The 22,580-nt window shown below is 72.4% G+C and carries 20 protein-coding genes; 14 read left to right on the top strand and 6 right to left on the bottom strand.

Annotated features, from left to right (window positions below; all coding sequences use genetic code 11):
* Positions 1-86: 86 nt before the first annotated feature.
* Both ACFWE1_RS01700 and ACFWE1_RS01695 read left to right on the top strand, forming a co-directional pair.
* Entirely contained in the window at positions 87-1,058 is a 972-nt protein-coding gene (locus ACFWE1_RS01700) for a nucleoside hydrolase (protein WP_376931825.1), read from the top strand.
* Between the two features lie 86 nt (positions 1,059-1,144).
* Positions 1,145-2,482 carry an MFS transporter gene (locus tag ACFWE1_RS01695; RefSeq protein ID WP_376931824.1) on the top strand — a complete coding sequence of 446 codons (1,338 nt, stop codon included), beginning with the start codon at positions 1,145-1,147 and terminating at the stop codon, positions 2,480-2,482.
* Here the strand turns inward: ACFWE1_RS01695 and ACFWE1_RS01690 are convergent.
* Together ACFWE1_RS01690 and ACFWE1_RS01685 are read right to left on the bottom strand one after the other, a co-directional pair.
* A complete protein-coding gene (locus ACFWE1_RS01690) occupies positions 2,479-3,219 on the bottom strand; it encodes a GntR family transcriptional regulator (RefSeq protein ID WP_376931823.1) in 741 nt (246 codons plus the stop codon). The two genes, ACFWE1_RS01695 and ACFWE1_RS01690, sit on opposite strands and share 4 nt — an antisense overlap.
* 120 nt (positions 3,220-3,339) lie before the next feature.
* Positions 3,340-4,176, bottom strand: a complete 837-nt coding sequence (locus ACFWE1_RS01685) for a BtpA/SgcQ family protein (protein WP_376931822.1) — start codon at positions 4,174-4,176, stop codon at positions 3,340-3,342.
* A gap of 267 nt (positions 4,177-4,443) precedes the next feature.
* On the opposite strand from ACFWE1_RS01685, the gene ACFWE1_RS01680 reads away from it, so the two are divergent.
* Positions 4,444-5,328 (top strand): endo alpha-1,4 polygalactosaminidase, encoded by an 885-nt coding sequence (locus tag ACFWE1_RS01680; protein WP_376931821.1) that lies wholly within the window; start codon positions 4,444-4,446, stop codon positions 5,326-5,328.
* On the opposite strand, the gene ACFWE1_RS01675 is transcribed toward ACFWE1_RS01680, so the two are convergent.
* The gene (locus ACFWE1_RS01675) at positions 5,285-6,229 is read right to left on the bottom strand and encodes an EamA family transporter (protein WP_376931820.1); all 945 of its coding nucleotides are present in this window, start codon (positions 6,227-6,229) and stop codon (positions 5,285-5,287) included. The genes ACFWE1_RS01680 and ACFWE1_RS01675 overlap by 44 nt on opposite strands.
* Before the next feature lie 65 nt (positions 6,230-6,294).
* Here ACFWE1_RS01675 and ACFWE1_RS01670 point away from each other — a divergent pair, with 65 nt between their 5' ends.
* The 3 genes from ACFWE1_RS01670 (at position 6,295) to ACFWE1_RS01660 (ending at position 9,484) form a co-directional block, all read left to right on the top strand.
* The gene (locus ACFWE1_RS01670; protein ID WP_376931819.1) at positions 6,295-7,785 is read left to right on the top strand and encodes a PLP-dependent aminotransferase family protein; all 1,491 of its coding nucleotides are present in this window, start codon (positions 6,295-6,297) and stop codon (positions 7,783-7,785) included.
* A gap of 48 nt (positions 7,786-7,833) precedes the next feature.
* Positions 7,834-8,418, top strand: coding sequence for a YdeI family protein (locus ACFWE1_RS01665; protein ID WP_376931818.1), 585 nt, complete (start codon positions 7,834-7,836; stop codon positions 8,416-8,418).
* Positions 8,419-8,506: 88 nt separating this feature from the next.
* Positions 8,507-9,484 carry a cytochrome b/b6 domain-containing protein gene (locus ACFWE1_RS01660; RefSeq protein WP_376933050.1) on the top strand — a complete coding sequence of 326 codons (978 nt, stop codon included), beginning with the start codon at positions 8,507-8,509 and terminating at the stop codon, positions 9,482-9,484.
* 39 nt (positions 9,485-9,523) lie between these two features.
* On the opposite strand, the gene ACFWE1_RS01655 is transcribed toward ACFWE1_RS01660, so the two are convergent.
* From ACFWE1_RS01655 to ACFWE1_RS01645, 3 genes are read right to left on the bottom strand one after another with little or no spacing between them, the layout of a single operon-like run.
* On the bottom strand, positions 9,524-10,279 hold the full coding sequence (locus tag ACFWE1_RS01655) for an ankyrin repeat domain-containing protein (protein WP_376931817.1): 756 nt from the start codon (positions 10,277-10,279) through the stop codon (positions 9,524-9,526).
* A complete protein-coding gene (locus tag ACFWE1_RS01650) occupies positions 10,276-11,532 on the bottom strand; it encodes an MFS transporter (protein ID WP_376931816.1) in 1,257 nt (418 codons plus the stop codon). The genes ACFWE1_RS01655 and ACFWE1_RS01650 overlap by 4 nt, the downstream gene beginning before the upstream one ends.
* A complete protein-coding gene (locus ACFWE1_RS01645; RefSeq protein ID WP_376931815.1) occupies positions 11,525-12,202 on the bottom strand; it encodes a FadR/GntR family transcriptional regulator in 678 nt (225 codons plus the stop codon). Before ACFWE1_RS01645 ends, ACFWE1_RS01650 begins: the two co-directional genes overlap by 8 nt.
* A 104-nt stretch (positions 12,203-12,306) precedes the next feature.
* Here ACFWE1_RS01645 and ACFWE1_RS01640 point away from each other — a divergent pair, with 104 nt between their 5' ends.
* The 8 genes from ACFWE1_RS01640 (at position 12,307) to ACFWE1_RS01605 (ending at position 22,566) form a co-directional block, all read left to right on the top strand.
* Complete coding sequence (locus ACFWE1_RS01640) at positions 12,307-13,401, top strand: amidohydrolase family protein (protein ID WP_376931814.1); 1,095 nt, start codon at positions 12,307-12,309, stop codon at positions 13,399-13,401.
* A gap of 62 nt (positions 13,402-13,463) precedes the next feature.
* Positions 13,464-15,092, top strand: a complete 1,629-nt coding sequence (locus tag ACFWE1_RS01635) for an ABC transporter substrate-binding protein (RefSeq protein WP_376931813.1) — start codon at positions 13,464-13,466, stop codon at positions 15,090-15,092.
* A gap of 4 nt (positions 15,093-15,096) precedes the next feature.
* A complete protein-coding gene (locus ACFWE1_RS01630; protein ID WP_376931812.1) occupies positions 15,097-16,047 on the top strand; it encodes an ABC transporter permease in 951 nt (316 codons plus the stop codon).
* Positions 16,044-16,934, top strand: a complete 891-nt coding sequence (locus ACFWE1_RS01625; RefSeq protein ID WP_376931811.1) for an ABC transporter permease — start codon at positions 16,044-16,046, stop codon at positions 16,932-16,934. Before ACFWE1_RS01630 ends, ACFWE1_RS01625 begins: the two co-directional genes overlap by 4 nt.
* The gene (locus ACFWE1_RS01620; RefSeq protein ID WP_376931810.1) at positions 16,931-17,785 is read left to right on the top strand and encodes an ABC transporter ATP-binding protein; all 855 of its coding nucleotides are present in this window, start codon (positions 16,931-16,933) and stop codon (positions 17,783-17,785) included. Before ACFWE1_RS01625 ends, ACFWE1_RS01620 begins: the two co-directional genes overlap by 4 nt.
* Entirely contained in the window at positions 17,782-18,648 is an 867-nt protein-coding gene (locus ACFWE1_RS01615) for an ATP-binding cassette domain-containing protein (RefSeq protein WP_376931809.1), read from the top strand. The genes ACFWE1_RS01620 and ACFWE1_RS01615 overlap by 4 nt, the downstream gene beginning before the upstream one ends.
* A complete protein-coding gene (locus ACFWE1_RS01610; protein ID WP_376931808.1) occupies positions 18,645-20,126 on the top strand; it encodes a chlorohydrolase family protein in 1,482 nt (493 codons plus the stop codon). Before ACFWE1_RS01615 ends, ACFWE1_RS01610 begins: the two co-directional genes overlap by 4 nt.
* A 163-nt stretch (positions 20,127-20,289) precedes the next feature.
* A complete protein-coding gene (locus tag ACFWE1_RS01605; RefSeq protein ID WP_376931807.1) occupies positions 20,290-22,566 on the top strand; it encodes a transglycosylase domain-containing protein in 2,277 nt (758 codons plus the stop codon).
* The last annotated feature ends 14 nt before the right edge of the window (positions 22,567-22,580 follow it).

Below are 22,580 nucleotides of genomic sequence, written 5' to 3'. Positions count from 1 at the left end.
GGCCCGCGCCGGCATCCGACCACGGCCCCGGGCCGAACGAGAACGAGAGAACAGAAGGAACGGAACAGACCATGAGGAAAGTAGTGGTGGACACCGACACCGGTGTGGACGACGCCCTCGCGCTGATGCTGCTCGCCGCCGACCCCGAGGTGGAGATCCTCGCGGTGCTGAGCGTCTTCGGCAACTGTCACGGCGACCGCGCCGCCGACAACGCGCGCTACGTGCTCGACACCTGCGGGCGTCAAGACGTACCCGTGTACCGGGGCTCCGACCTGCCGCTGAAGCAGGAGCTGAAGCTCTCCTCCGGCGTGCACGGTGACGACGGCTTCGGCAACACCGGGCTGCGCCCCGAGACGAGCGTGCCTGCGGAGCCGAACGGCATCCCGATCCTGCTCGACCTCGTCGCCGAGCACGAGGGCGAGATCGACTACCTCGCCCTGGGTCCGCAGACGAACCTCGCCAAGGCGCTCCAGCAGGAGCCGCGGCTGCTCGAGCGGCTGCGCAGCACGACGATCGTCGGCACGCTCGGCCCGGCGCTCTACCACGACACGGAGCCGTGGGCCGACCGCCGCTTCCGCGTCTCGCGCGACCCGAACGTGTCCTTCGACATCGACGCGGCCGAGATCGTCGCGAGCCACGAGGGCAATGTGACCTGGTGCGGTCCGTACGTGACCCGACAGGCGCTCGTGCCCGAGGACTTCTTCCTCGAGCTCGCCTCCGAGACGAAGTCGCCGCCCGCGGAGCTCATCACCGCGATCAGCCACGACTACGCGGGCTTCTACTCCCGTTCGTACGGCCGGCCCGACACCGCGCGCGTGATGGGCATCAACGACAGCCTCGCAGTGGCGACGCTGCTGCGGCCGGAGCTCGTCGCGGGGGCCGTGCAGCGCCCGCTGCAGACCTTCGAGGACGAGGCGACGGGGGAGCGGTTCCTCGCCGGCGTGCACCCGGTGAAGGGCGAGACCCGCCCGATCCATCGGGTGATCTTCGACATGGACTTCGACGGCGTGCTGGAGCTCATCGGGGAGACGCTCCGCCGCCCGCTGCCCTGGCGTTAATCCTATAGCGCCCGCTATACTATTTTATTACCGACAACCTCACCCCGCTTCTGCGAAGGTGGCATCGAGCGAAGGAGCTCCCCCCGATGTCGAAACTCCAAGACCCCGCGCCCGCGTCGCGCGCCGAGGCCTCGCCCGTCCGGAAGCCCGGGCACGCCAAGCAGCTGTTCGCCCTCAGCGCGGGCCACGCGCTCGAGTGGTACGACTGGGCGATGTTCGGGCTCCTGTCCGTGTACATCGGACAGGCCTTCTTCCCGGGGGAGAACGCGGTCGCCGCGACCCTGAACTCGCTCGCGGTCTTCGCGGTCGGCTTCGTGGTCCGCCCGATCGGCGGCGTCGTCTTCGGCCTCGTCGCCGACCGGCTCGGCCGCAAGCCCGTCATGGTGGGGGCCGTGGCGGTCACCGCGGCGGCGAGCCTCGTGATCGGCATTCTGCCGACGCACGAGACGCTCGGCATCTGGGCCGGCGTCATCGTGCTGTTCTGCCGCATCATGCAGGGCTTCTCGACGGGCATCGAGGGCTCGCTCGGCGCGGCCTACGGCGTCGAACTCGTGCCGGACCGACCGGGCTACGTCGCCGGCTTCATGGCGACGTTCAACAACCTCGGCAACATGCTCGCCCCGCTCACCGCGTTCGTCACGAGCTCGCTCATCGGCCCCGAGGGCATGGCGGAGTACGGCTGGCGCGTGCCGTTCATCCTGGGCGGCCTGCTCGGCTTCATCGTGCTGTGGCTCCGCCGCACCCTGCCGGAGACGCTGCCCGCCGCCTCGAGCGTCACCGAGGGCAGCCGCATCACCACCCGGCAGCAGACCGGCGCCGTCTGGAAGGGCGTCCGGAAGTACTGGCTCAGCATCCTCGCGGTCGTCTTCATCGTCGGCGCCATCCAGGCATACAACTACACCTGGCTCTCGGGGCTGCCGTCGATCGCGACCGGCACCTACGGCGAGGACCCCACGGGGGTCTTCGCGGTGTCGACCTCGCTCGGCGTCATTCTCACCGTCGGCGCCTTCGTGCTCAGCCGCGTGCTCGACAAGTGGGACCTCTCGCGCTGGTTCGTGCTCGGCCGCCTGCTCGCGATCCCGACGATCTTCCTGGTGCTGCTCTACACGGGCAACGGCGTGGGTCCGCTCGCTGCCGTGCTCCTCGGCGGCTCGCTCGTGCTGCTGCTGAACCTCACCATCTTCAGCACGGTCGCGAACCTGATGATCCCGCAGCAGTTCCGCGGCACCGCCGTGGGCCTCGGCTACGGCATCGGCGTCGCACTGTTCGGCGGCACCGCGTCGTACCTCTTCGTCTACCTGCAGAGCATCGGCCTCGGGAACGTCTTCCCGTTCTACGTGGCCACGCTCTGCGCGATCAGCGTCGTGCTCTACCTCGTCGCGAAGCGCAAGAACGGCGTCTTCAGGGGCAAGCAGGCCGACTAGGCATCCGTCCCGACCGCGCCGTCGGCCCGCCGCGAACCGCGGGGGTCGGCGGCGCGTTCGTCGGTGAGCGTGCGGCGCCTGGCCTCTTCGATGTGCGCGCGCATCAGCCGCACGGCGGCCTCCTCGTCACCGCTCGCGATCGCGTCGTAGATCCCGCGATGCTCGGCCGCCGCCTCGAGGGCGTGCGTGCGGCCGGCCCGGCCGCTCAGCCGGAAGCGCTGCAGCTGGCTGCCGAGCGCCGCGAACGCGCGGTGGGTGAACGGGTTGCCGGTCTGGGCGCTGATGAGCGTGTGGAACGACTCGTCGGCGATCCAGCTCGCCTTCAGCGTCTCGGGGTCGGCGAGCTCGCCCGCCCGCTCCATCGTCTCGATGGTCTCGAGCAGCCGGCCCAGGAACTCCGGATCCGCTTTCGTCGTCGCCTCGCCCGCGAAGCCCGGTTCGAACAGCAGCCTGGCGTCCATGAGCTGGACGATCTCGGTGGGGGAGAGCAGCGGCGCGACCTCGTAGCCCCGGAGTGGATGCCGCAGCACGAAGCCGGTCGGCTCGAGCCGGGCGAGCGCCTCACGGATCGGGGTCGCCGACAGACCCATCTCGCGGGAGAGTGCGCCGATGTTGAGCCGGTCGCCCGGCTCGCGTCGCCCGCCGATCATCTGCAGCAGCAGCTCGTCGTAGGCGCGGTCGGCGTACGGCACGCGGGTGGACCGCCGTCGCGACGGCGGAACGCGCTCTTCGCTCACTCGGGCTCCTCGGGGTGGTCGGTCGTGCCTGCTCGAACCTATCGCGTCGACGGCGCACGGCTCGGGGCCCGCGCCGTAGCGGCGCGGGCCCCGAGATGGTGCGGGCGGGAGCCGGACGGCTCAGGCCGCCTTCGCGGCCTGGCTCGAACGCCAGAGCTGCACGAACTCGCGGGTCATCTCGCCGCTCGCCGGCAGGTCCATGTCGGCGTTCGGCTTCGAGCCGTACCCGAACACGGCGCCGTCGGCGACCTCGGCGTAGGTGGCGGCGTGCTTCGCCGTCATGCCCGAGCCGAGGATGATCGGCGCGTCCGCGATCGCGTCCTTGATCTGGTGCAGGCGCTCGAGGCTCGGCGGCATGCTCGTGTCGTCGCCGGCGAGGATGATCGCGTCGGCGCCGCCGCGGTGCAGCATGTCGGCCGCGATGACGGGGACGGGGCGCTCGACGAGCGGGCGCGCGTGCTTGGTCAGCAGATCCGCCAGCGTGAGGATGTGCTCGCCGCCGATGTGCTTCTTGTACCGGGCGACGAGGTGCGCCTCGCTGTTGATGATGCCCTGGTCGGTGACCGAGGCGTCGGTCAGGATGTTCAGGCGGATGAACTGCGCGTCGACCGCGGCGGCGATGCCGAGCGAGGCCTTCCACGAGTTGCGCAGGATGTTGATGCCGATGGGCAGCTCGGTCTGGCGACGCACCTCGCGGGCGACGACGGCGGCCGCGGCAACGGTCTCCGGCTCGATGGTGACGGGGTAGAACGGGTAGTCGTGGAAGTTCTCGACGAGGAGGGCGTCCACGCCGCCCTCGGCGAGGGTGTTCGCGTCCTGCACCGCGCGGTCGATGACGTCGTTGAGGTCGCCGGAGAAGGCGGGGGCGCCGGGCAGGGCGTACATGTGCACCATGCCGATAACGGGCGCCTTGCCGCCGAAGATGCCGTTGAAGCGGTCGAGGTAGGGGTAGCTCATGGGAGGGCTCCTAGGGGATGGGACGCGGGCGCGCAGCCGCCATCGGCCGGGCGACGCTGCGTCGACGGGGGTCTTCCCTTCGGCGCAGGCGCGCCGAAGGCGGCCGCGGGCGCGGCCTCGGGGGCGAAAGGCCGGTCGACCGGCCGTTCTCTCCCTGCTACTTCAAATAATATTGGATTTGTGGGCGGAGTCAAGGTGCGGCGGTGGAGCAGTGGTGGGGCCTGTGAGCGGCCGTGTTCTCCCGGGGATCGCGGCTAAGGTGAGCGCATGCGAGGAGGGGCGCCGGGGCGCGGGCGGTGGCGTCGTCGGGGCAGCGCGCTCGCCGCGGCCGGCATGCTGCTGCTGCTCGCCGCCTGCGCGCCGAGCGGGGGAGCCGACGGGGCAGGGGATGCCGAGCCATCCGCTCCTGCGGTCGGATCGAGCGCGCGGAGCATCGCCCTGCCGCCCGCGGGCGCCTTGCCCGACTACCAGCTCGGCGGGGCGTACGAGCCGATGGAGGAGGTCGGCATCGTCGCGCGGGACCGGAGCGCTCCTCCGGCGGAGGGCCGGTACTCGATCTGCTACGTCAACGGCTTCCAGACGCAGCCCGGCGAGCTCCAGGACTGGCCGGCCGAGCTCCTCCTGCAGCGGGACGGCGCCCCCGTCTTCGACCCCGACTGGCCCGACGAGGCGCTGCTCGACCACTCGACGCCCGAGCGTCGCGAGGCCATCGCGGCCATCGTCGCGCCCTGGATCGCGGGCTGCGCGGCGGCGGGCTACGACGCCGTCGAGTTCGACAACCTCGACAGCTACACCCGCTCGCACGGTGCGCTCGCGCTCGACGGGGCGGTCGAGCTCGCCCGGCTGCTGGTCGCCGCCGCGCACGACGCCGGGCTCGCCGCCGGGCAGAAGAACGCCGCCGAGGATGCCGCGGCGCTCCGCGAGCGCGCCGGCTTCGACTTCGCGGTGACCGAGGAGTGCGCGGCGTACGAGGAGTGCGGCGCCTACACCGCGGTCTACGGCGACCAGGTCATCGACATCGAGTACCGCGACGAGCTGCCGCTGCCCTTCGCCGAGCTCTGCCGCGCGCCCAGCGCACCGCGCTCGATGGTGCTGCGCGACCGGCAGCTCACCGTGCCGGGCGATGCCGCGTACGTCTTCGAGGCGTGCTGAGGCGCGGGGCGAAGCCGATCATGAGACCGGCGGCGATGGCCGTCATCCCGAGCCAGGCGCCGGGCGAGGGGAGCGGGGCGCCGAGCGCCGCAGCGATGAGGGCCGCGGCCGGGGCGGCGGTGCCCGCGCACAGGCCGGCCGCGGCGGCGCCCATCCGGTCGACCCCCGTGAACCAGAGCACGAAGGCGAGCGCGGTGGCGATCGCGCCGAGGTAGGCGATCGCGCCAAGCGCGGTCGGTGAGGCGAGCACTGCGGGCTCCGGATGCTCGGTGAACGACGAGAGCACGCCGAACGCGATCGCGGCGACGGCGCACGTCGCGGCCGAGTAGCTCCAGGCGCCCATCCGCGGCAGCGCCCGGGCGCCGAACAGCGTGAGGCCCGCTTCGCCCGCCACGAGGGCGAGGCCCATCAGCGCCCCGAGCGGGTCCGCGCGGCCCCAGCCGGTCACGGCGATCGCTCCGACGCTGACGACGACGGCGCCGACGACGAGCCGGGACGACGGCCGCCGGCCCGCTGCGAGCGGAGCCGCGAGCGCGAGCACGAGCGGGATGCAGCCGACCGCGGCGCCGAGGAACGCGGGCTCGGCGTGGGCGGTGCCGACGATCGTCGCGAGATTGAAGCCGACGAGGCCGGTCGCCGCCCCGCCGAGTACCCAGCCCAGATCGCGCAGTCGCGGCAGCACGAGGCGCACCCGGAGGATCCGCGCGAACACCACGATGGCCGCGACCGCGACGGCGTAGCGGGCGGACTGCAGGGCGAACACCGGCAGGGTGCGCGTCGCGTCGATGACCGCGACGCTGCTGCCGAGCAGCGCCATCGCGGCGAGCCCGGGCCAGAGCGCCCACCAGCCGAGCCCGGCGGTGCGGGACGGTACGGTCGCAGTGGGAGAGGCGGCGGTCATACCGCGAGCCTGCCCGCTCGAATGGACCATCGACAGGTGCGATCGATGATGGATAGATTGGGCCAATGCCGGGCGACGGATTCCTCCTGCTGGATTCGACCGCGGTGCCGCGCGGACGTCGGGCGGACTGGCTCGCCGGCGAACTGCGTGCGGCCATCGCCGGCGGCGCCCTGCCCGCGGAGTCCAGGCTGCCGGCGAGCCGGGTGCTCGCGGGCGAACTCGGCTTCGCCAGGAACACCGTCGCCGAGGCGTACCGCCGGCTCGCGGAGGAGGCCCTCGTGGAGCCCCGCGTCGGCGTCGGCACGGTGGTCGCCGCCGCGAGCGCGCGCAGCATGCGCACGGCGTCGCCGCGCACGACCTCACCGCGCGGCGCCGGGCGCGTCGCATCGCCGCACTCGCCGCAGGGCACGGTGCACGAGCCGATCGACCTCGCCGCCGGCCTGCCCGAGCTCACGGCGTTCCCCCGCGCGGCCTGGCTGCGCGCGGAGCGCGAGGTGCTCGCCGAGGCGTCCCGGCGCACCCTCGGCTATCAGGACCCGGCCGGCGCCCCGGCGCTCCGCGCCGCGCTCTCGGCGTGGCTCGCCCGCTCGCGCGGGGTGGTCGCTGAACCGGGCGGCGTCATCGTCACCGCCGGCGTCACCGGGGCGCTTGCGCTGCTCGCCGGGGCGCTCCTGGGCGAGGGGCACGTCTCGGTGGCGCTCGAGGATCCGGGCGCGACGGGCAACCGCCTGATCCTGGAGTACTGGATGCCGCGGGTCGAGCCCGTGTCCGTCGACGCGGACGGCCTGGTGGTCGACGAGCTCCGGCGGCGCGACGCGGACGTCGTCCTCGTGACGCCCGCGCACCAGTACCCGAGCGGCGTCGTGCTCGCCCCCGGGCGGCGGCGGGAGCTGGTGGCGTGGGCGGACGAACAGGCCCGCCGGCTCATCATCGAGGACGACTACGACGCCGAGTACCGCTACGACCGGCGCCCCGTGCGCGCGCTGCAGCCGCTCGCGCCCGAGCGCGTTGCCTACACCTCGAGCCTGTCGAAGACGCTCGCGCCCGCCCTCCGGCTCGGTTGGCTCGTGCCGCCCGCGCGGCTCGTCGAGGAGCTCGTCGAACGGCAGTGGGCGAGCGGACTCGGCTCACAGGCGCTGCCGCAGCTCGCGCTGGCGCGGCTGTTGGACACCGGCGCGCTCGAACGGCATCTGCGGGCGATGCGGGCACGGCACCGGCTCCGGCGGGACGCGGCCGTCGCGGCGGTCCGCGCGCAGCTGCCGGGGGTTCGCGTGCGCGGCGTCGCCGCGGGCCTCCACCTGCTGCTGGAGCTGCCCGACGGGGTCGACGATGCCCGGGTCGCCGCCTCGGCGCGCGAACTGGGCGTGCTCGTGCAGCCGCTCAGCGCCCAGCGGCACCGCCCCGGCCCACCGGGCCTCATCGTGCACTACGCGGCGGAGCATCCCGCCCGCTTCGAACAGGCGGTCGCGACGATCGCCCGGGTGCTGCGCCCCCTCCGAGGGGGTCGGATTCCGACATCCGATCGGGGGGTCGCGGGCGCGGATGCCGGAAAGTGACCCCCTCGATATCGGAATCACGTCGGCGGTCGTCGCTATCGTGGGGGCGTGCCAGCAGAGACCCCCGAGCCCTTCGTCGTCGCCGATGCCGCAGCCTGGCGCGCCTGGCTCGATGCGAACGAGCACGAGTCCGACGGGGTGTGGCTCCTGCTCGCCAAGAAGGGCACGACCCATCCCACTTCGCTGAGCTACGCTGACGCGCTCGACGAAGCCCTCTGCAGCGGGTGGATCGACGGACAGAAGCGCAGCTACGACGAGGCCACCTTCCTGCAGCGCTTCACCCCACGGCGGCGCGCCTCGCTCTGGTCGCAGCGCAACATCGGGCTCGTCGCCGCGCTCATCGAGGCGGGCCGCATGCGGCCGCGCGGCGAAGCCGAGATCGCGCGGGCGAAGGCCGACGGCCGCTGGGACCGCGCCTACGCCGGTTCCCGGACCGCCGAGGTGCCGCCCGATCTCCGGGCGGCGCTCGACGCGGAGCCGGCGGCCGCCGAGCTGTTCGCCCGGCTGAACGCCACGAACCGCTTCGCCGTGCTGCACCGCATCGCGACCGCCCCGAGCGAGACGAGCCGGCGCAACCGCCTCGAGAAGCTCGTCGGCATGCTCGCGCGCGGCGAGACACCGTACCCGCAGTGAGCCGGCCCTGGGGGCGTCCTGGCCGGCCCGCGACATCGGGGCGGCGTGTGACGCGACCGAGTTGCACCCGCCGGGCAGTTTCGGCACGCTGAGTACCGTGCCGTCCTCCCCGCGCTCCGCGCTCGATCTCCGTTCGCCGAAGCGCCTCGTGATCGTGGCCGTCGGCGCGGTCGTGCTGCTCGGGCTCGCCGTGCTCCTCGCACGCTGGCTGCGCACGCTGCCCGAGGTCGAGGCCTTCGTGGCGAGCTACCCGGGTCACAGCCCGCTGCCGGAGGGCGCGCCGGTCGGCATCCCCGCCTGGCTCGGCTGGCAGCACTTCTTCAATGCGTTCTTCCTCGTGCTGCTCGTGCGCACCGGGCTCATCATCCGGTCCAAGGCGCGACCGCCGGCGTTCTGGACGCGGGACAACACGCGCTGGCCGCGCACGAAGGGCGCGCCGCGCCGGCTCGGCATCTCGGTGTGGCTGCACCTCGTCGTCGATGCGCTCTGGGTGCTCAACGGGCTCGTCTACGTCGTGCTGCTCTTCGCGACCGGGCAGTGGCTGCGCATCGTGCCGACGAGCTGGGACGTCGTGCCGAACACGATCTCCGTCGTGCTGCAGTATCTCTCGCTCGACTGGCCCGTCGAGAACTCCTGGGTCGCCTACAACGACGCCCAGGTGCTCTCCTACTTCGCCGTCGTCTTCCTCGCCGCGCCCCTCGCGGTGCTCACGGGGCTGCGGCTCTCGCCGGTCTGGCCGATGCAGGGCCGGCTCGCCCGGGCGTTTCCCGAGAAGCTCGCGCGCGCGCTGCACTTCCCGGTGATGCTGTTCTTCCTGCTCTTCACCTTCGTGCACGTCGTGCTCGTGCTCGCGACCGGCGCCCTGCGCAACCTCAACCACATGTACGCCTCGCGGGACGCGAGCGACTGGCTCGGCTTCGCGATCTTCGCGGTCTCGGTGCTTGCTCTCGTCGGCGCCTGGGTGCTCGCGCGCCCGCTCCTGCTGGCGGGCGTCGCCGGCCGCTTCGGTCAACTGCGCCGGATGCCGCCGCCCCCGCCCGCGAAGCCGGCGCCGCCGCGCGACTGACGTGCGGCGAGCACGGCTTCGCGCGCCCTGGCCGGCCGCTCAGCCGGCCGCGTCGAGTTCTGCGACGATCGCGGTGAACCCGCGTTGCTCGGCGAGCCGGCGGGGCAGCACCCCGTCGCCGTCGGGGATCGAGGGGTCGGCACCCGCGGCGAGCAGCAGGCGCACGGTCTCGACGTGCTTCGCGCCGCCGGTGCCGAGCACGATGGCCTCGTGCAGCGCCGTCCAGCCGAGGCGGTTCACGTGGTTCACCGGGACTCCGGCTGCGAGCAGGATGCGCACCGTCTCGACGTGCGCGTGCTCGCTCGCCGGGATGAGCGCCGTGCCGTTGTAGCGGTTCGTGCTCGCCACATCCGCCCCGTGCTCGAGGGTGAGCCGGAGGATCTCGTTCAGGCCCTCCGCGCCGGCGTAGAGGAAGGCGGAGTCCTCGATGGCGTCCTTCGCGTTCGGGTCGGCGCCCGCCTCGAGCAGCGCCTCGGCGAGGTCGGCGCGCTCCGCCCGGGTCGCGGTGACGAGCACGGGGCGCGACTCGGCGTCGCGCGAGTTCGGGTCGGCGCCCTGCTCGAGTGCGCGCTGCACCTCTGCGAGGTCGCCGGCGGCGGTCGCGGAGACGAGCAGGGCGGTCGCCTCGGCGGGCGGCAGGGTCGGGGTCGTGGGCATGGGCGTGGCCTCCTCGGTCGGTGCGGTGATGGTGGGCGGGGGAGTCGTCGGGCTCGCCGCGGGGGCTGTGCAGCCGGCGAGCGCCAGCACGGCCGCGGTCGCGACGGCGGCGCCCACTGCGGCACGGGTGCGCGTCATGTCAGGGACCTCCGGGTCGTGGCCCGTTCGATGGACGGATCCGGCGGTTCGGCCGGCAGGGTCGGGCGGTGGACAGCCGGACGGCCGGCGACGACCCCGAAGGCGAGCTGCGCCAGGGCGACGAGGGCGAGCCCCGCGATGAGCGGCGTCCAGGGCACCCCGGCGGAGGAGAGCAGGCCGAGGACGAGCGGGCCGAGCGCTGCGACCGCGTAGCCGACCCCCTGGGCGACGGCGGAGAACGCGGAGGTGCGGGCGATGTCGGGCGCCCGCGCGACGATGAGGCCGACGGCGAGACCGAACGCGGCGCTCTGGGTGACGCCGAGCACGGCGACGAAGGCGGGGGCCAGTGCGATGGGGGCGACGGCGAGGCCGAGGACGCCCAACACCGAGCAGCCGGAGACGACCGCGATGACCCCGGACTGGCTGCGGAACCGGGCCGCGACGGCGGGCGCGACGAGCGCCGCCGGGATGCCGGCCACGCTCAACCAGGCGAGCAGGAGGCCGGCCTGGGCCGGAGCGAGCCCGCGGTCGACGGCGATGGTGGGCAGCCAAGCGGTGAAGGCGAAGTAGATGAGCGCCTGTGCGGCGAAGAAGCCGGTCACGGACCACATCCGTGGGGCGCGCAGGATCGAGCCGGGCAGCTGTGGGGCCGCGAGCTCGGGCAGGCGTCCGGCTGCGCGGGCCAGTCGCCCCGAGACCGCCCAGGCGAGGAGGGCCGCGGCGGCGACGGGCAGTCCCCAGAGGCCCACCGCGACGGCAGCGCTGCCGCCGCTCGGACCGAGCAGTGGCACGGCGAGGGAGGCGCCGAGCGCGGCGCTCGCGCCGAAGGCCGCCGTGTAGACGCCCGACCAGAGTCCCTGGCGTCGGACGAGGTGGGTGCGCACGAGCTGCGGCGTGAGGATGCCGAGCAGGGAGATGCTCGCGCCGACGACGACGGTGCCGATGAGGAGCGGGGCCGTGCCGAGCGGGCGCAGCAGCATCGCGATCGCGAGCGTCGTCAGCAGCCCGGCGGCGGCACGGTCGGCGCCGAAGCGGCGGGCGAGCGGGGGAGCGAGCGGCGCCGCGAGTCCGAAGAGCAGGACGGGGATGGTGCTGAGCCAGGCCGTGCCGCTCGCGCCCAGCTCGAAGTCGTGCTCGAGCTCGGGCAGCAGGGCGGCGACGCTCGTGATGGGCGAGCGCACGGAGAGGCCGATGCCGACGACGAGGGCGCCGGCCGCGATCGGCGCGCCGAGTCCGGCGCGCCGCTCAGCCATCGAGCGACTGCTCGCTCTGGTCGAGGACGCCGACGGCCGCCGCCGACGCGGCGTCGACATCGCGCCGTTCGATGGCGAGGAAGAGCGCCTCGTGCAGGTCGGCGGTGTTCGGGTCCGCATTGTTCGAGAGGCAGGAGTTCTGCGCGACCGAGTGGCGCAGCGAGGCGTCGAAGCTCGCGTAGAGCCCGACGAGGAGTCGGTTGTGGGAGGCGCCGGCGATGCCGAGATGGAAGGCGACGTCGTGGTCGGCGAAGGCGTCGACGTCCTCCGCCTGGATGGCGGCGCGGCGCCCGGCCAGGGCGTCGGCGAGCGCGGCGAGGTCGTCGTCGTCGCGATGGCTGGCCGCTTCGCGGGCAGCCAGGATGTCGAGGGCGCGGCGGACGGCGAGCACTTCGCGCGCGTCGGCGACGTCGATGGTGCGGCGGAGCGCGACCTCGGTGGGATCGTCCGCGACGACGTAGGTGCCGTCGCCTTGGCGGGTCTCGAGTAGGCCGAGCTGCACGATCGAGCGCACCGCCTCGCGGACGGAGGGGCGGCTCACGCCGAGCTGCTCGGTGAGTTCCGCTTCGGTCGGGATGCGTGTGCCGACCGGCCAGGACCCGGAGGTGATCTCGGAGTGCAGGCGGTCGACCACGGTGTCGACGAGTGAGCGGCGCTGGATGGGTTTCACGATTCCATTCTCTTCTCTCGTGAATGTATGGTTATCATACATCTGACAATTCACGCTCGCGACCGCCACGCGGGGAATCGCGGGAACGAAGGAGTTCAGCAGGGATGACCGACGCCACCACCGGCCCCCACGCGCACGAGCCGCGCCCGAGCTCGCCCGGCCTCGTCGTCGCGGGCGGCCTCGTCGACGCGCACATCCACCCCGACAAGTCCAGCTGGGGCGGCCCTTGGATGTCGCGGACCGCGGCAGCGGGGCTGCCGGAGATCATCGCGAACGACCTCGCGACGCAGCGCGGGTACGCCCGCAGCGTCGAGGAGCGTGCGCACGCCCTGCTCAGCACGGCGCTCGCGAACGGCACCCTCGCCATGCGCGCCCACGTCGACGTGTCGAGCGAGCTCGGCCTGCGCAACGTGGAGGGCGTGCGCGCTGCGGCGTCCCGGCTCGCGCCGTGGCTGCGCGTGCAGATCGTCGCCTTCCCGCAGTTCGGCCTGCTGACGAATCCCGGGACGCTCGACGTCATGGCCGCCGCGCTCGACGCTGGCGCCGACCTCGTCGGCGGCATCGACCCGCTCGGGCTCGAGGGCGACGTCGCCGGCCACCTCGACGCGGTGTTCGGCCTCGCCGAGCGCAGCGGTCGCGACCTCGACATCCACCTCCACGACGGCGGCGAGCCCGGCCTCGCCCAGATCCGCGAGATCGCCGCGCGCACCGTCGCGCGGGGCATGCAGGGCCGCGTCACCGTGAGCCACGCCTTCGCGCTCGCCGACCGGAACGCCCCGTCGCTCCGCGAGACGCTCGACCGGGTCGCGGAGGCCGGACTCTGGGTCACCACCTGCGCCCTCGGCGACGACCCCGTGCTCGACCCCGAGCTGCTCGACGCGCACGGCGTCGAGCTCGCGCTCGGTTCGGACGGCGTCCGAGACTCCTGGACGCCGTTCGGCACCGGCAGCATGGTCGATCGCGCCCACCTGTTCGCCTACCGCACCGGCGCCATGACCGACGCCCAACTCGAGCGCGCCTACCGCATCGCCTCCGAGCACGGCGGCCGCCTCCTCGGCATCCCCGAACTGTCCGTCCCGGCCACCGCCGACTCGCCGACCCGCCTCGAGTTCGCGGGCGAATCGCTCGCCCAGCTCGTCGTCGACCGCCCGGCCCCAGAACGCGTCGTCCGCGACGGACGGACCGTCCCCGCGAGCTGAGCCGGCGCGATCCGTTTCGCTCCATCCCCCATCGAAACCGACACACCGACAAAGGAGTTCCCGTGTCCCGACGCCGCATCACCCTCGCGACCGCAGCCCTGGCCGCCGCCGGGCTCGCCCTCACCGGCTGCACCGCGCAACCCGCGACCGGGGAGGGCGGCCTCGAGGTCGACCTCTCGAACCTCGCCACGACGACCGAGCCGGGCACCGCGCCCGTCGAGCTCGTGAAGTGGAACCTCCCGTACGAGCCGATGTCGCTCGACCCCATGTACACGTTCAACTACGCCGAGAACACCGTCGTGGCCAACCTCTGCGACAGCCTCGTGCGCATGAAGCCGGATCTCAGCACCGAGCCCGGCCTCGCGTCAGCGGTCACGCAGCCCGACGACACCACCGTCGTCTACACCCTGCGTGACGGCGTCACCTTCTGGGACGGCACGCCGCTCACCGCGGAGGACGTCGTCTACTCGCTGCAGCGCCAGACCGGCGAGACCACGACGAGCTACTTCGCGAGCTACTTCCAGAACGTCGCCTCGATCACCGCGACCGCGCCGAACGAGGTCACGGTGACGCTCACCCAGCCGGACGTGCTGTTCACCCAGGCGATGGCGACCGCCGCCGGCGCGATCGTGTCGAAGCAGGCTGCGGAATCGGCGGGCGAGGCGTTCGGCACGCCGAGCGGCGGCCTCCAGTGCACCGGCCCGTTCTCGCTGGAGTCCTGGAGCTCGGGCAAGAACCTCCGGCTCGCGGCGAACCCCGGGTACTGGGACGCCGCACTCGCGCCGAAGGCGGCCGAGCTCGAGTTCAGCTTCATCGCCGACGAGTCGACCGCGGTGAACGCCCTCCGGTCCGGCGACGTGGACGGCCAGTTCTTCTACCTGCCGCCGGCCGGCCTCACCCAGCTCGAGCAGAGCGACGACGTCACCACCACCTACGGCAAGTCGCTCGTCTTCTGGACCATGACGACGACCGACTTCGACGGCGCGCTCGGCGACGAGCGGATCCGTCGGGCGCTGTCGCTCGCCATCGACCGCGAGGCGCTCACCAAGGTCGTGTTCCAGGGCGCCGGAATCCCGGCCACGAGTCTCGCCGGCCCCGACTACTGGGGGTACGAGCGCGAGGCCTTCGAAGAAGCCGCCGGCGAGTTCTCCGCGGAGCCCGACCTCGCCGCGGCCAAGGCGCTCGTCGCCGAGGCCGGCACCGTCGCCCCCATCGTCCTCGCCGTGCAGGGCAGCTCCGCCGTGCACGAGCAGACGGCGAACGTCATCCAGGCCGCGGGGCAGGCGATCGGCCTCGACATCCAGACCAAGGTGATCCCCGTCGAGCAGTTCGGCAACCTCTACTTCGACCCCGCGGCACGCGAGGGCATCGACGGCTTCTTCACGACGAACTACGGCAGCTTCGCCGACGCGCTCGACGTGTACCAGTTCTTCGCGAGCACCGACAGCCACAACTACACGGGCTGGGACCAGGCCGACGAGCCGCTCTTCGCGGCCCGCGCCGAGACCGACGACGCGGCCCGTGCCGAGCTCGTCATCGAGGCGCAGCGCATCATCACCGAGCAGCTGCCGTGGATCCCGCTCGCCTACGAGCCCGTGACGCTCGTGCAGAACGACCGGATCTCGGGCGCCACCGCCTCGTTCGCCTACCTCTACGCGCCGTGGGCGGCCACCATCGGCGGGGTGGAGTAGCCGGATGTCCCTCGGCGGCTATCTGGCACGACGCACGGGCGGCCTGCTGCTCGTGCTCCTCGTGACCTCCTTCATCGTCTTCGGGCTGCTCTACCTCGCGCCCGGGAGTCCGCTCGCCTTCATCCTCGGCCCCCGCGGCGGGACCCCGGAGCAGATCGCGGCGGTCACGGCGCAGTACCACCTGAACGATCCGTTCTTCGTGCGGTACGTCGCCTGGCTCGGCGACCTGCTCCGCGGCGACCTCGGCTACTCGATCGTGTACCGGCAGGATGTCTCGGAGCTCATCGCGAGCCGGGTCGGCACCACGCTCGCCCTGGTGTCGATGGCCGCGCTCATCATCGCGGTCGTCGGCATCGCGGCCGGGACGCTCGCAGCGCTCCGCGGCGGCTGGACCGACCAGCTCACCTCCACGCTCGCGGCGATCGGGCTCTCCACCCCGTCGTTCGTGATCGGCGTCGCGCTCATCAGCGTCTTCGCCGTCGCGCTCGGCTGGTTCCCGACCTTCGGCTCGGGCTCCGGGGGAGCGGACACGCTCGTGCACCTCACCCTGCCGGCCATCGCGCTCTCCGTGGCGAGCGCCGCGTACCTCGCGAGGATCACCAGGGCCTCGGTGCTCGAGGAGCGCGACCGGGAGCACGTGCAGACCGCGACGGTGCGCGGGCTCGCGCCGGGCTACATCGTGCGCCACCACGTGCTGCGCAACTCGCTCGTGCCCATCGTCACGGTGCTCGGGCTCACGATCGCGACGCTGATCGCGGGGGCCGTGGTCGTCGAGAACGTCTTCGCCCTCGACGGCCTGGGCTCGCTGCTCGTCCGGGCCATCCTGCAGCGCGACTTCGCCGTCGTGCAGGCCGTCATCCTCGTGCTCGTCGTCGCGTTCGTCCTCGTGAACGCCGTCGTCGACGTGCTCTACACCTTCATCGACCCGCGGATCGCCCTGGGGAGCCGGAAATGACCACGCCATCGACCACCAGCCTGGCCGTCGCCAGGGTCGCGCGGGAGCGGCGCGGCGCCGGGCTCGCCCGGTCCACACGGGACCGGCTCGGCGTCGTCGGCTGCATCGCCGCCGCCCTGCTGCTCGTCATCGCGCTCGCCGCGGCGTTCGCCCCCGTGGTGGCCCCGTACGACCCGGACTACCCCGACCTGCTCGCCTCGCTGGCCGGGCCGAGCCCCGCGCACCTGCTCGGCACGGACGCGCTCGGCCGGGACATCCTGTCCCGGCTCATCTGGGGTGCCCGCATCACGCTCGCCGGACCGGGGCTCGTAATCCTGATCGCGACCGTCGTCGGCACCCTGCTGGCGCTCCTCGCGGCCTGGCGTGGCGGGCGCATCGACACGGCCATCAGCTGGCTGCTCGACGTGCTGTTCGCCGTGCCCGGGATCGTGTTCGGCCTCATCGCGGTCGCGATCTGGGGCCCGAGCCTCATCACCGTGGTCTGCGGACTCGCGATCGCCTACGTCCCCTACGTCGCCCGGGTGGTCCGGGGCGCGGCGCTGCGCGAGCGGAACATGCCCTACGTGTCGGCCACCTGGCTGCAGGGCCAGTCGGGCGCCGGCATCACCTTCACGCAGATCCTGCCGAACGTGCAGCCGATCGTGGTCGCGCAGGCGGTGTCGTCGCTCGGCTTCGCGGTCATCGACCTCGCCGCCGTGTCGTTCCTCGGGCTCGGCGTGCAACCGCCGACGGCGGACCTCGGGCTCATGGTCAAGAGCGGCTTCGACTCGGTGCTGCGCGGCCAGCCGACCGAGGCGATCGCCGCCGGCAGCCTCATCGTCCTGATCGTCTGGTGCGTCACCGTCATCGGCGACCGCCTGACCTCGAGTGCAAGGAGCATGCGATGACCGAACCACTGCTGCGGCTCGACGATGTTCGGGCCACCCTGCGCCTGCGCGGCGGCGAGCAGGAGCTGCTGCGCGGCGTGAGCTTCACGATCGGCGCGGGGGAGGCGCTCGGCCTCGTCGGCGAGTCCGGATCGGGCAAGTCGCTCACGACCCGGGCCATCACCCGGATGCTCGACCCGGCGTTCCGCGTCACGGGCGAGATCGCCTTCGAGGGTGCCTCGGTGCCGCGGATGAACGCGCAGGCGCTCCGCCGCTACCGGCAGCGGGATGTCGGCATGATCTTCCAGGACCCGAGGGCGCACGTGAACCCGGTGCACCGGGTGGGCGACTTCCTGACCGAGGCGCTCGTGCGCGACCGCGGCGTCGACCGGCGAGCGGCCGAGCGGCGCGCCGTCGAACTCCTCGACGAGGTCGGGGTGCGAAACCCCGAGCAGCGGCTCCGCCAGTATCCGCACGAGCTGTCGGGCGGGCTGCTCCAGCGCGTGATGATCGCGAGCGTGCTGCTCGCCGAACCGAAGCTCATCCTCGCCGACGAGCCCACCACCGCGCTCGACGTCACCGCGCAGTCCGACGTCATGGCGATCCTCGACGAGCAGCGGCGGGCCAGAGGCCTCTCCTTGCTGTTCATCACCCACGACCTCGAGCTCGCCGCGGCCTGCTGCGACCGCCTCGCCGTCATGTACGCCGGCGAGATCGTCGAGCAGGGCGCGCACGTCTACGAGGCGCCCACGCACCCGTACACGATCGAACTGCTCGGCGCGCGGCCGAGCATCGAGCGCCGCGTGGAGCGGCTGCCGGTGCTGCGTTACGACCGAGCCACTCACGAACTGCTGAAAGCGGAGGCCTCATGACCCCCAACGAGCCCCTGGGAACCGACCGTGCGACGGGCGGTCTGGGCGAGCCCATCGTCGTCGCCCGTGGGCTGCGCAAGATCTTCCCGGGCCGGGCGGGAGACGAGCCCGTCGTCGCCGTCGACGACGTCTCCTTCGAGCTCTTCCCGAACGAGTGCCTCGCGATCGTCGGAGAATCGGGCTCGGGCAAGACCACGGTCGCCCGCATGCTCGTCGGCCTCGAGACGGTCACCGCGGGCGAGCTCACGGTGCGCGGGGAGTCGCGCGCCGGCGGCGTGAAGCGGCTCGCCGACCGCCGACGCTGGGCCCGCGAGGTGCAGTACGTCTTCCAAGACCCCTACTCCTCGCTGAACGGCCGTCAACGCATCGGCGACATCGTCGCGACGAGCGTCGCGCTGCACGCGGGCGATGCGGCGGCACGCCGATCCGCGCCGCGGCGCGCGCTGGAGATCCTCGAGAGCGTCGGCCTCGACGAGGGCTTCGCCGCGAAGCATCCGCACCAGCTGTCCGGCGGCCAGCGCCAGCGCGTCGCGATCGCCAGGGCGCTCGCCGCCGACCCCGCGGTCATCGTGCTCGACGAGGCCGTCGCCGCCCTCGACGTCTCCATCCAGGCCCAGATCCTCAATCTGCTCGCCGACATCAGGGCCGCCCGCGAGGTCAGCTATCTCTTCATCTCCCACGACCTCGCCGTCGTGAACCAGATCTCCGACCGGATGATCGTGATGGAGCAGGGCAGGGTGGTCGACCACGGCGAGACCGCGCAGCTCCTCGCCGAGCCGGTCCACCCGTACACGCGCTCGCTCCGGGCCGCGGTCCCGCGCCCCGGCTGGCGTCCGGTGCGGCGCGAACGGCTGGCCTCGTGAGCGCGCGCCGGACGCTCCTCACCGCCGACTGGGTCGTCACCAGGGAGGGGGAGCGGACCGCCATCCTGCGCGACGGCGCCGTGCTGGTCGTCGGCGAGCGGATCGCGGCCGTCGGCCGGGCCGACGACGCCGAACTGACCGGCCCCGCCGACGAGCGCATCGAACTCGGCCGCAGCGTCCTCATGCCGGGCCTCATCGACCTCGACGCGCTCGCCGACCTCGACCACCTCCAGCTCGACGCCTGGGGCGACCCCGCCCACGAGCAGCGCCTCGGCTGGTCGGCCGACTACGCCAGGCACCGCCGGCGCGAGGTGCTCTCGGCAGCGGACCGTTCGACGATGCGGCGGTATGCGCTCGCCCAGCTCGCGCTGCACGGCATCACGAGCTTCGCGCCGATCGCCTCGGAGGTGCATTCGGCCTGGGCCGAGCACCACGACGATCTCCTCGACGTCGCGCGGACCGCCTCGGAGTTCGGGCTGCGCGCCTTCCTCGGCCCGAGCTACCGCTCAGGGGTGCACGTGACCGACGAGCGGGGCGTGGCGGCGATCCACTGGGACGACGAGCTCGGCCGAGCCGGCTTCGCCGACGCGGTGCGCTTCCTCGACACCGTCGAGCGTCTCGGCGACCCGCTCGTCACCGGGATCCTCGCGCCGTGCCGGATCGAGACGGTGCGGGAGGAGCTGCTGCACGAGACCGGCCGGGTCTCGGCCGAACGAGGTGTCCGGGTCCGGGTGCACGCCTTCCAGGACCACGCCGAGCGCGAACTCATCGCCGCGGCCAGCGGCACGACGCCGCTCGGCCTCATCGAGCGGGCCGGCCTGCTCAACGAGCGCCTCATCCTCGCCCACGGGGTCTACCTCGACGTGCATCCCGACGTCGCGGGCGAAGACCTCGGCGACCTCGCCGCGCTCGCCGGAGCGGGGGCCAGCATCATCCACTGCCCGCTCACGAACGCCAGATACGCCTTCCTCCTCGAACGGCTGTCCGACTACCTCGACGCGGGGATCACGATCGCCCTCGGCACCGACTCGTTCCCGCCGGACCTGATCCGCGGCATCGACGCCGGCGTCCATCTCGCGAAGGTGCAGCACGGCGATCTCTCGCGGGGACTGCTCGCCGAGTACGTCGAGGCCGCCACCCTGGGAGGCGCCCGCGCCTTCGGCCGCCCCGACCTCGGCCGGATCGCCCCGGGCGCGAGCGCCGACCTCGTCGCCTTCGCGTTGGACGAGTTCCGGACGGGCCCCGTGGACGACCCGCTCCGAGCGCTCATCCTCTCCGGCACAGCCCGGGACACGAGGTTCAGCATGGTCGCCGGACGAGCGGTCGTCGTCGACGGCACCCTGCCCGGCGTCGACCTGGAGGAGCTCGGCCGCGAGGGACAGCGGATCTTCGAGCAGCTGCGCGCCGCCTACGCCGAACGGGACGTGCGCCCCGGCGACGGTCCGCTGTTCCCGGGGAGCTTCCCTCAGGCCGGGTGACGGGATCGCGGCTGAGTACGGGCCGAGGCGAGCGAAGCTCACGGACACGCCGCGGGCGCCAGAGGCTGGACATGCGGCAGGCCCTGGGGTTCCATGGGACGAGGGGCCCTCGTTCGAGGGGACGGCGGCACGGCCGCGACGCAGCATCGGGGAGACAGCACGGATGGATCGGAATCTCCGCAATCGCGACTTCGTCGATCGGCGCACACCGCTCGGCGTGCTGGGCGGCTTCCTCGGGCTGATCTGCGCCTCTGCCGCCGCCGGCGCGCTCGTCGTCGCCGGCATCACCCCCGCGATCGGCTTGGTCGGGGCGAGCGCCACCCAATCGATCGGCATGTTCGAGAACCTGCCCGGCTACCTGGAGATCGACGAACCCTCCGAGAAGAGCAACATCTACGCCGTCACGGCAGCCGGGGTCCCGAGTCTCATGGCCTCCTTCTACGAGCAGAACCGTGTCGAGGTGGAATGGGGCCAGGTCAGCCAGTTCGTGAAGGACGCGACGGTCGCGGGTGAGGACCCGCGCTTCTACGATCACGGCGGGGTCGACGTCCAAGGCACACTCCGAGCCGCGGTGAAGACCGTGAGCGGCGGGAACACGCAGGGCGGTTCGTCGATCGCCCAGCAGTACGTGAAGAACGTGCGGGTGCAGGAGTGCGAGACCGAATCCGGCGATGCGGCGACCGCGAAGGCCGAAGAACAGGCGGCGGCCGAGGGCCGCGAGCTGACTCCCGAAGAGCGCAGTGAACTCGTCGCCGAGGCGAAGGAGAGCTGTTACGAGAAGGTCACCGAGACCAGCCTCGATCGAAAGCTCAAGGAGGCCCGCTACGCGATCGGTGTGGAGAAGCGGTACTCGAAGGACCAGATCCTGCTCGCGTACCTGAACATCGCCGGTTTCGGCGGCACGGTGTACGGCATCGAAGCCGCCGCGAACTACTACTACGGCACGACCGCGGCGAAGGTCACGCTCGCGCAGGCCGCCTCGCTCGTGGCGATCGTGAACAATCCCGAGAAGTTCCGCATCGATCAGCCCGACGACGAGCGCAACGGCGCCGCCAACGAGTACCGCACCAACACCGATCGCCGGAACTACATCCTGCGCCAGATGCTCGAGTTGAAGAAGATCACCCAGGCCCAGTACGACGAGGCGATCGCGACGCCCGTGACCCCCAACATCGTCGAGCCGAGCACCGGTTGCCAGACCGCCGGCCCGCACGCCTACTTCTGCGACTACGTGAAGACGATCCTGCAGACCGACCCCACCTTCGGCGAGGACAGCGAGGAGCGCCTCGCGAACTTCCGGCGCGGCGGCTACCAGGTGTACACCACCCTCGACCTTGATCTGCAGGCAGCGGCCATCGCCGCGATCAACGAGAACGTGCCGCAGACGTATCCCGGCTGGGATCTCGGCGGCGTGATCTCGAGCGTCGAAGTCGGCACGGGCCGCGTGCTGGCGATGGCGCAGAACAAGATCTACAGCCAGGACCCGGCCGTGCTCGCACAGGGGCCCCAGTACACGAGCATCAACTACAACACCGACTACGACCACGGCGGATCGAGCGGCTTCCAGCCGGGATCGTCGTACAAGGTCTTCACGCTCGCGCAGTGGTTGAACGAGGGGCACGCGCTGACCGAGCGAGTGGACTCCCGGCCGAAGGCGAACTGGGGCTCCTTCCAGGACAGCTGCGTCGGCGGCTACGGCGACGAGGGCTGGAACCCGAAGAACGACGCCAACGAGTCGGGCTCGGCGTACACGGCGCTCGAATCGACGATCGGCTCGATCAACACGGGCTTCGTCGGCATGGCGAAGCAGCTCGACCTCTGCGGCATCCGCAAGACGGCGGAGGCCTTCGGCGTCCACCGCGCCGACGGCGGACCGCTGCAGCAGTTCCCCTCGACCATCCTCGGCACGAACGAGGTCGCGCCCCTCACGATGGCGGTCGCCTACGCGGGCATCGCGAACAACGGCGTCACCTGCTCGCCCATCGCCATCGACCGGATCGTGGACCGCAACGGCGAGGAGGTGCCGGTGCCGAAGTCGACCTGCCAGGCCTCGGTCGCCCCCGAGGTCGCGGCGGCGATGCACTACGCGATGAGCCGGGTCATGACTAGCGGCACGGCAGAGGCGTCGAACAGAGCGGTGCAGCCGTACGTGCCCCTCATCGGCAAGACGGGCACCACCGACGGGAACAAGGACACCTGGATGGTCGGCGCGAGCACGAAGGTGGCCACCGCTGCGGCGGTCGTCAGCGTGAACGGCGACGCGAACCAACGCGGCATCTACTTCGACAGCGGTCGCGCCGCCGAGGCGAGACACCGGATGTGGCCGAAGGTCATGTCGGTCGCGGCGTCGAAGTACGGCGGGGGAGAGTTCACGATGGCGGGGCCGGAGGCGGTTCGCCCGCGGGCCGGTGAGACCGAGCCGCCCGACGACGGGCGCTGACCGGGCGAATACGC

Origin of the sequence: Agromyces sp. NPDC060279, assembly GCF_042726785.1 — a bacterium.
Classification (GTDB): domain Bacteria; phylum Actinomycetota; class Actinomycetes; order Actinomycetales; family Microbacteriaceae; genus Agromyces.
The sequence above is the reverse complement of the archived record's forward strand: the minus strand, read 5'-3'. Positions and strand labels throughout refer to the sequence as shown.

What these genes read in the sequence shown, in the direction of transcription:
- ACFWE1_RS01640 (WP_376931814.1), top strand. Translation starts at nt 12,307, where the DNA reads ATGACCGACGCCACCACCGGCCCCCACGCGCACGAGCCGCGCCCGAGC.
- ACFWE1_RS01695 (WP_376931824.1), top strand. Translation starts at nt 1,145, where the DNA reads ATGTCGAAACTCCAAGACCCCGCGCCCGCGTCGCGCGCCGAGGCCTCG.
- ACFWE1_RS01675 (WP_376931820.1), bottom strand. Translation starts at nt 6,229, where the DNA reads ATGACCGCCGCCTCTCCCACTGCGACCGTACCGTCCCGCACCGCCGGG.
- ACFWE1_RS01625 (WP_376931811.1), top strand. Translation starts at nt 16,044, where the DNA reads ATGACCACGCCATCGACCACCAGCCTGGCCGTCGCCAGGGTCGCGCGG.
- ACFWE1_RS01650 (WP_376931816.1), bottom strand. Translation starts at nt 11,532, where the DNA reads ATGGCTGAGCGGCGCGCCGGACTCGGCGCGCCGATCGCGGCCGGCGCC.
- ACFWE1_RS01685 (WP_376931822.1), bottom strand. Translation starts at nt 4,176, where the DNA reads ATGAGCTACCCCTACCTCGACCGCTTCAACGGCATCTTCGGCGGCAAG.
- ACFWE1_RS01670 (WP_376931819.1), top strand. Translation starts at nt 6,295, where the DNA reads ATGCCGGGCGACGGATTCCTCCTGCTGGATTCGACCGCGGTGCCGCGC.
- ACFWE1_RS01680 (WP_376931821.1), top strand. Translation starts at nt 4,444, where the DNA reads ATGCGAGGAGGGGCGCCGGGGCGCGGGCGGTGGCGTCGTCGGGGCAGC.
- ACFWE1_RS01605 (WP_376931807.1), top strand. Translation starts at nt 20,290, where the DNA reads ATGGATCGGAATCTCCGCAATCGCGACTTCGTCGATCGGCGCACACCG.
- ACFWE1_RS01615 (WP_376931809.1), top strand. Translation starts at nt 17,782, where the DNA reads ATGACCCCCAACGAGCCCCTGGGAACCGACCGTGCGACGGGCGGTCTG.
- ACFWE1_RS01620 (WP_376931810.1), top strand. Translation starts at nt 16,931, where the DNA reads ATGACCGAACCACTGCTGCGGCTCGACGATGTTCGGGCCACCCTGCGC.
- ACFWE1_RS01655 (WP_376931817.1), bottom strand. Translation starts at nt 10,279, where the DNA reads ATGACGCGCACCCGTGCCGCAGTGGGCGCCGCCGTCGCGACCGCGGCC.
- ACFWE1_RS01630 (WP_376931812.1), top strand. Translation starts at nt 15,097, where the DNA reads ATGTCCCTCGGCGGCTATCTGGCACGACGCACGGGCGGCCTGCTGCTC.